At 67.8% G+C, this 6,606-nt stretch carries 5 protein-coding genes; 1 reads left to right on the top strand and 4 read right to left on the bottom strand.

Going from position 1 to position 6,606, the window contains the following annotated elements:
• The 4 genes from GX543_RS07060 to GX543_RS07045 all read right to left on the bottom strand — a co-directional run.
• The coding region (locus tag GX543_RS07060; protein ID WP_290850876.1) for a chorismate-binding protein at positions 1-662 on the bottom strand (662 nt) is incomplete at its 3' end.
• A gap of 47 nt (positions 663-709) precedes the next feature.
• Entirely contained in the window at positions 710-2,281 is a 1,572-nt protein-coding gene (gene metG, locus GX543_RS07055; RefSeq protein WP_290850875.1) for a methionine--tRNA ligase, read from the bottom strand.
• 94 nt (positions 2,282-2,375) lie between these two features.
• The gene (locus GX543_RS07050; protein ID WP_290850880.1) at positions 2,376-4,718 is read right to left on the bottom strand and encodes a glycosyl hydrolase family 65 protein; all 2,343 of its coding nucleotides are present in this window, start codon (positions 4,716-4,718) and stop codon (positions 2,376-2,378) included.
• 120 nt (positions 4,719-4,838) lie between these two features.
• Positions 4,839-5,570 carry a beta-phosphoglucomutase family hydrolase gene (locus GX543_RS07045; protein ID WP_290850874.1) on the bottom strand — a complete coding sequence of 244 codons (732 nt, stop codon included), beginning with the start codon at positions 5,568-5,570 and terminating at the stop codon, positions 4,839-4,841.
• Between the two features lie 178 nt (positions 5,571-5,748).
• On the opposite strand from GX543_RS07045, the gene GX543_RS07040 reads away from it, so the two are divergent.
• The gene (locus tag GX543_RS07040; RefSeq protein WP_290850879.1) at positions 5,749-6,570 is read left to right on the top strand and encodes a TatD family hydrolase; all 822 of its coding nucleotides are present in this window, start codon (positions 5,749-5,751) and stop codon (positions 6,568-6,570) included.
• Positions 6,571-6,606 lie beyond the last annotated feature (36 nt).

Here is a 6,606-nt window from a genome sequence, read left to right as displayed (position 1 = left end):
GTGACACGACTGCCCCGACGGTCCAAGAACGACTCGGGGCTGAAGCTCGCGATGGCACCCCAGTCGCCCGACAACCACGCTGACTTCGCGGGAGCGGTGGCCGCGGCGATGTCGGAGTAGAAGTCGAGCGCACGACCGTCGAGCGTGCCGCGGAACTGCGTGCACACACACGCCTGGTACACCTCGCCCGCGGCGATGGCTTCGCGGCACAGGGCGACGGCAGCGAGGTGTCGATCTCGGTCGGGCTCGCGCCACCGGGCGTGCCACTCGCCGCGGGCGACGGACGTCTGGAGTGCGTCGGACACCCAGTCTGGCTGCGGTGCTCCGGAGACGCTGACCCACGACCATTCGCCGTCGACCAGACGGAGAATGCCGTCGGTGCTGCCTCCGACCACCGTGGGCAACGACGACTCGTCCGCGCGCACGGGGAAGCCCAGGGCGCCGAACCAGAACTCGACGGGACGGTCGGGTGGGGTGTGGCCTGCGGTGAGCTCGATCGACGGCGCGATGACGGCGTCGGCGTCGGCCCAGTCGCCGATCAGGCCGGCGGGGCCGGGCAGTCCGCGGGTGCGGGCAGCTTGGTCGAGCGCATGGAGAACGTCGAGCCCACTCGCCTCCGGCCCCGATACAGCGAGCCCAGAAGCAACGAACCCACCGGCCATCGACTCAGTATCCCCGGCGCCGGGGTGTACCTGTGCCGGTTCACCTGTCATGCGTCGGCGGTCGGCATGTCCTGACGGGGGAACACCGGGGACGGCTTCGGCAGCGCGGTCCCGGGAACCAGCCGATCGGTGACGGCGGTGAACTGTCGGGCCTGCGGATCGGCGTCGACGGCGAGGAGATCGAGGAGCGTGCCGCACGACTGCGGCATCACCGGCTGCGCCAGCAGCGTGACGACGCGAACCACCTCGGAGCACACGTACAGGACGGTGGCGGTGCGTTCGAGGTCGGTCTTCGCGAGCTTCCACGGCTCCTGCGCCGACACATAGCGGTTGGCGTCGGCGAGCACCGACCACAACGCCTCGATGCCGAGGTGGATCGCCTGCTTGTCGAACAGCTCGCGGACCTTCTCCAGCAGGGCGTCGGCGGCGTCGAGCAGCGCCTGGTCGTCAGCGGTGAACTCACCGGGCTGCGGCACCTGCGAATCGAAGTACTTGCCGACCATGCTCAGCGTGCGCTGCGCGAGGTTGCCGTACTCGTTGGCGAGGTCGGCGTTGTTGCGCGAGACGATCGCCTCCGCCGAGTACGAGCCGTCCTGGCCGTACGACACCTCGCGCAAGAAGAAGTAGCGCACCGCGTCCAGGCCGAACTGATCCACCAGTTCGTGCGGGTCGACGACGTTACCGACCGACTTGCTCATCTTCTCGCCGCGGTTGAACAGGAAGCCGTGGGCGAAGACCCGCTTGGGCACGCCGATGCCCGCGCTCATCAGGAACGCAGGCCAGTACACGCAGTGGAAGCGGATGATGTCCTTGCCGATGATGTGCAGGTCGGCGGGCCAGTACCGGTCCAGCGTCTGCTGGTCGTCTGGGAAGCCGACGCCGGTCAGGTAGTTGGTGAGCGCGTCGACCCATACGTACATGACGTGTTCGGGGGCGCCGGGAACCTTGACGCCCCAGTCGAAGGTGGTCCGCGAGATCGACAGGTCGTTGAGACCGCCGGCGACGAACGAGCGGACCTCGTTGCGCCGCGCGTCGGGTCCGATGAACTCGGGGTGCTCGTCGTACAGCGCCAGCAGTCGGTCCTGATACTGCGACAGCCGGAAGAAGTAGGTCTGCTCCTCGGTCCAGGTCAGCACATGACCGTTCTCGGTGGCGACGCGGTTGCCGTCGTCGTCCACCCGCGTCTCGTCCTCGGTGTAAAAGGCCTCGTCGCGGACGTCGTACCAGCCCGCATACGAGTCGAGGTAGATGTCGCCCGCGGCCTCCATTCGCTTCCAGATCTCCTCCGAAGCGCGATGGTGGTCGGCGTCGGTGGTGCGGATGAAGCGGCTGAGATCGGTGCCGAGGGTGGCGTGCAGGTTCTCGAAACGGTCGGAGTTGGTCTTCGCGAGCTCTGCGGTCGAGATGCCCTCGCGCTCGGCCGTCTGCTGCATCTTCTGACCGTGCTCGTCGGTGCCGGACTGGAAGCGGACGTCGAATCCGTCCAGCGACTTGAACCGCGCAAGGACGTCAGCGGAGATGAACTCGTACGCGTGACCGATGTGCGGAGCGCCGTTCGGGTAGGCGATGGCGGTGGTGACGTAGAAGGGCGACGACGCGCCAAAGGACTCGCTCGGCATAATACGGCGATTGTACGTGCGTCCGACTGCGTCGCCGCAGGCAGTCGCGACTACTCGCCACTGCCCACGACGACCGCCACCCGTACCGCCGCGCCTACCGGCGGTACGGCTCGCAGCCCGGCGGGGCTTCGGGGGGCTGCCGCGGCGTCACCGACGGGATGTCGCGGGTCACCGGGGCATCGCCGAGGACGAAGTGTTCGCCGTGGTGGGCGAGGTCGACGGTCGGCCCCGACAGCAGTCGGTAGGTCGCTCGATCGGAATCGACAGACACCACGATCCGGGACTCGCGAATCACCATGCGGAACGACATGTGGTTCAGCCGCGACGGCAGACGGGGCGCAAAGCTGATCTGCCCGTCGAAGTCGCGCATGCCGCCGAAGCCTGCGACGCAGTCGGTCCACGCACCCGCCAACGCCGCGATGTGCAGGCCGGACGAGACGTTGTTGTGGAGGTCGTGCAGATCGGTGAAGACCGACTCGCACATCAGGTCGTACGAGAGATCCAGGTAGCCCACCTCGGCCGCCGTCACGGCCTCGCAGCAGGCCGACAGCGACGAGTCGCGCACGGTGATCGGGTAGTAGTAGTCGAAGTTGGCCAACTTCTGCTCGGGCGAGAACCGGTCGCCGAACAGGTACATGGCGAACACCAGATCGGCCTGCTTGACCACCTGCTTGCGATACAACTCGAAGTACGGGTAGTTGAGCAGCAGCGGGTACCGGCCGTGCGAACGCTCGAAGTCCCAGCGATCGAGCTTGGTGAACGCCTCACACTGCTGATGCACGCCGAGGTCGTCGTCGTAGGGGATGGTCATGTCGTCGGCGGAGCGCGTCCAGGCCATCAGTTCGTCGTTGGAGACGCCGAGGTCGCGGGCCACCGCCGGCTGTCGGACACAGGCGGCGACGGCATCGCGCAGCGCCTGCTGCGCCGCGAGGTTGGTGAACACATTGTTGTTGACGATCGCGGTGTACTCGTCGGGCCCGGTGATCCCGTCGATGCGGAACCGGCCGGTGGAGTCGTGGTGGCCGAACCCGGAGAAGAAGCGGGCGATCTCGACGAGCAGCTCGACGCCGCACTCCACCTCGAATGCTTCGTCGCCCGTCGCCCGAATGTAGCGAGCGGTCGCATTCGCGATGTCGGCCGAGACGTGAATGCCTGCGGTGCCCGCCGGCCAGTAGCCCGAGCACTCGTCACCGTTGATGGAGCGCCACGGGAACATGGCACCCGCCTGATCGAGTTCGGCGGCGCGCTCCTTGGCCTGCTGGAGGGTGGTGTGCCGCCAGCGCAGTTCTTCGCCCGCGGCCGCCGGAACGGTATAGGTGAGCATCGGCAGGATGAAGCTCTCGGTGTCCCAGAAGGTGTGACCGTCATAGCCGGGACCGGTGAGGCCCTTGGCGGGGATGGCGCGCGACTGCCCGCGGGCGCCGGCCTGCAGCACGTGAAACAGAGCGAAGCGCACCGCCTGCTGGAGTTCGGGGTCGCCGTCGAGCTCGATGTCGGCGTCGAGCCAGAACTCGTCGAGGTACGCCGCCTGCTCGGCCTTGAGCGCCTCCCACCCGGTCTCCTTGGCCATCGCGAGCGCGGCCTGCACCTGCGCCTGCAGGGCGGGGACGGATCGGCGTGCCGACCACCCGTATCCCATGTACTTGGTCAGGACCAGCTTGGAGCCCTGCGGGACGGTCGCGGCGACGGTCAGTCGCGCGAGGTCGCCGTCGGCGTGAATCGAGGTGTCGGCCGAACTCGGCAGTTCCAGCTCGTGATCCATGCCCGCGGCGACGGTCAGCTCCGACCGCCGGGTGTGGTGGACCAGCACCGCGGAGAAGTCGGTGCAATCGGCGAGGTCCGACACCAGCGGTCGGTCGAGGGACGCCGCCATGCGCGGATCCACCTCGGCCGAGACGCCGCCGATCGGCTCGTTGGCCAGCAGGTCCGACTGCAGGACGATCTTCATGTCCTCGCCGATCGGCTCCACCTCGTAGCGGATGGCGCCGATGGTGCGCTTGGTGAACGACACGAGGCGCTCGGACCGGATTCGGACCGTACGACCGGTCGGTGAGGTCCACAGCGTGCTGCGGCGGAGGGTGCCGGTGCGGAAGTCGAGGACGCGCTCGTGCTCGACAGTGCGGCCGTACCGCAGGTCCATCGGCTCGTCTTCCACCAGCAGTCGAATGATCTTGCCGTCGGTCACATTGACGACCGTCTGCCCGGACTCGGGGTAGCCGTAGCCGCTCTCCGCGTACGGGAGGTCACGCAATTCGTAGAAGCCGCTCAGGTACGTGCCCGGCTTCTCGACCGGTTCACCCTCCTCGAAGCTGCCGCGCAGCCCGATGTGTCCGTTCGACAGTGCGAACAGCGTCTCGGTGCGACCGATCATGTCGATGTCGACGCCGCGCCAACGCAACTGCCAGGGGCTCACGTCGAAGCCCTGCGCGGGGTGCACACCGTGCTCCGGCACGTTGACCGGGTCGGTGTGGCTCGAGGTGTCGCCGTGCGTGGTGTGCGCCAGTTCGCTGGGGTGCGGTTCGATCACGAGGAAGATCCTTCGGTTCGAGCGGACGGGTCAGTTCTCGGCAAGCAGCGCGTCGAGATCAGAGACGACGATAGAGGCACCGGCGGCCGACATCGCCGCCGACTGGCCGCCGCCCACCCGGTCGATACCGATCACGTAGCCGAAGTGTCCGGCACTGCCCGCCTCGACACCCGAGATCGCGTCCTCGAACACGGCGGCCGCCGCGGGTACGACATCCATCAGCTCGGCGCCCCGCAGATAGGAGTCCGGCGCCGGCTTGCCCGCCAGCCCCTCGTCGACGATGGTGTTGCCGTCGACCCGGTGCTCGACGAACTCGGTGAGGCCCGCGGCCGCCAAGACCTGCGCCCCGTTGCGGGAACTGGTCACGACCGCGATGCGCAATCCCGCCTGGCGGGCGGCGTTCAGGTAGCGGACCGACCCCGGGTAGGCGACGACGCCGTCGCGCTGGAGCGAGTTCAAGAACGCACCGTTCTTGCTCTCGGCCACCGCTTCGGCAGCGGCATCATCGACCTGCAGGCTCCGCGAGTCCAGGAACGAGCGCACTCCGTCCATGCGTGGACGACCGTCGACGAAGTCGAAGTAGTCCTGGTCGGTGAACGGTCGCAGTTCGTCGGTGCGGCCGGTGATGTCGCCGCCGGCGCGCTGCGTCAGAAAAGCGTTGAAGGCGTCGGTCCAGGCGGTGCGGTGCACCGATGCGGTGTCGGTGAGCACGCCGTCGAGATCGAACAGCGCCACCGTGATGTCGTCAGGAAGTCCCAGCACGGGGACGACGCTACCCGCCTGGGACACCGGTCGCCGAGCAGTCGGCACCTGTGGGCGCGGTGTCGCTCGTCCGACCGTCGCCGATGCCGAGTGGCCCAACAGGGATGGCACAGTGGAGGGCGTGACTGAACAGGCCGGTGAGCTGTCCGCGAAAGAGATCAAGAAGCGTCAGCGCCGGATGCCCCCTCCCGATCCGACGCCGCTGCCCGGGCTGGTCGACGCCCACACCCATCTCGCGGCGTGCGGCGGTCGTAGCGAGGAGGATGTCCGCGCGATCCTCGACCGTGCGGAAGCCGTCGGCGTGGAGCAGGTGGTGACCGTCGCCGACGACATGGTCGACGCACGCTGGGCCGTCGCCGCAGCGCGGTGGGACGACCGCGCGTTCGCCGCCGTCGGACTGCATCCGACGCATGCGGGCGACCTCGACGATGCCGCCCGCACCGAACTCGAAGAGATGGCCGCCGACCCCCGGGTCGTCGCCATCGGCGAGACCGGCCTCGACTACTACTGGACCACGCGCTCGGACACCTGCGCCGACCCCGCCGTGCAGCGCGACGCGTTCGCCTGGCACATCGACCTCGCCAAGCGCTCGGGCAAGCCGCTGATGATTCACAATCGCGACGCCGACCGCGACCTGCTCGACGTGCTCGCGGCCGAGGGCGCGCCGGAGACGGTGATCATGCACTGCTTCTCGGGGACGCCGGCGATCGCGAGGGAATGTGTCGACCTGGGCTACGTGCTGTCCTTCTCCGGAACTGTGACATTCAACAACTCCGTCGAACTTCGTGAAGCTGCCCTCTTGACCCCGGATGAACTGCTTCTGGTAGAGACGGATGCGCCGTTCCTGACCCCGCATCCCTACCGTGGCCAGCCGAATCAGCCGTATTGCGTGCCCTACACGGTTCGCGCGCTCGCTGAGCTCCGCGAGGTGTCGGACGAACAAATGGCTCGTGTCGTCGGTTCGAATGCGCGCCGCGTCTACTCGCTACCGTTGCGATAACGACTGTCGATTCGTTATCGTATCGTGATCCGTGCT

Source organism: Gordonia sp. (in: high G+C Gram-positive bacteria), assembly GCF_012515855.1.
GTDB lineage: Bacteria > Actinomycetota > Actinomycetes > Mycobacteriales > Mycobacteriaceae > Gordonia.
Note: the sequence above shows the minus strand (reverse complement) of the source record. Positions and strands in the feature narration are given on the sequence as shown.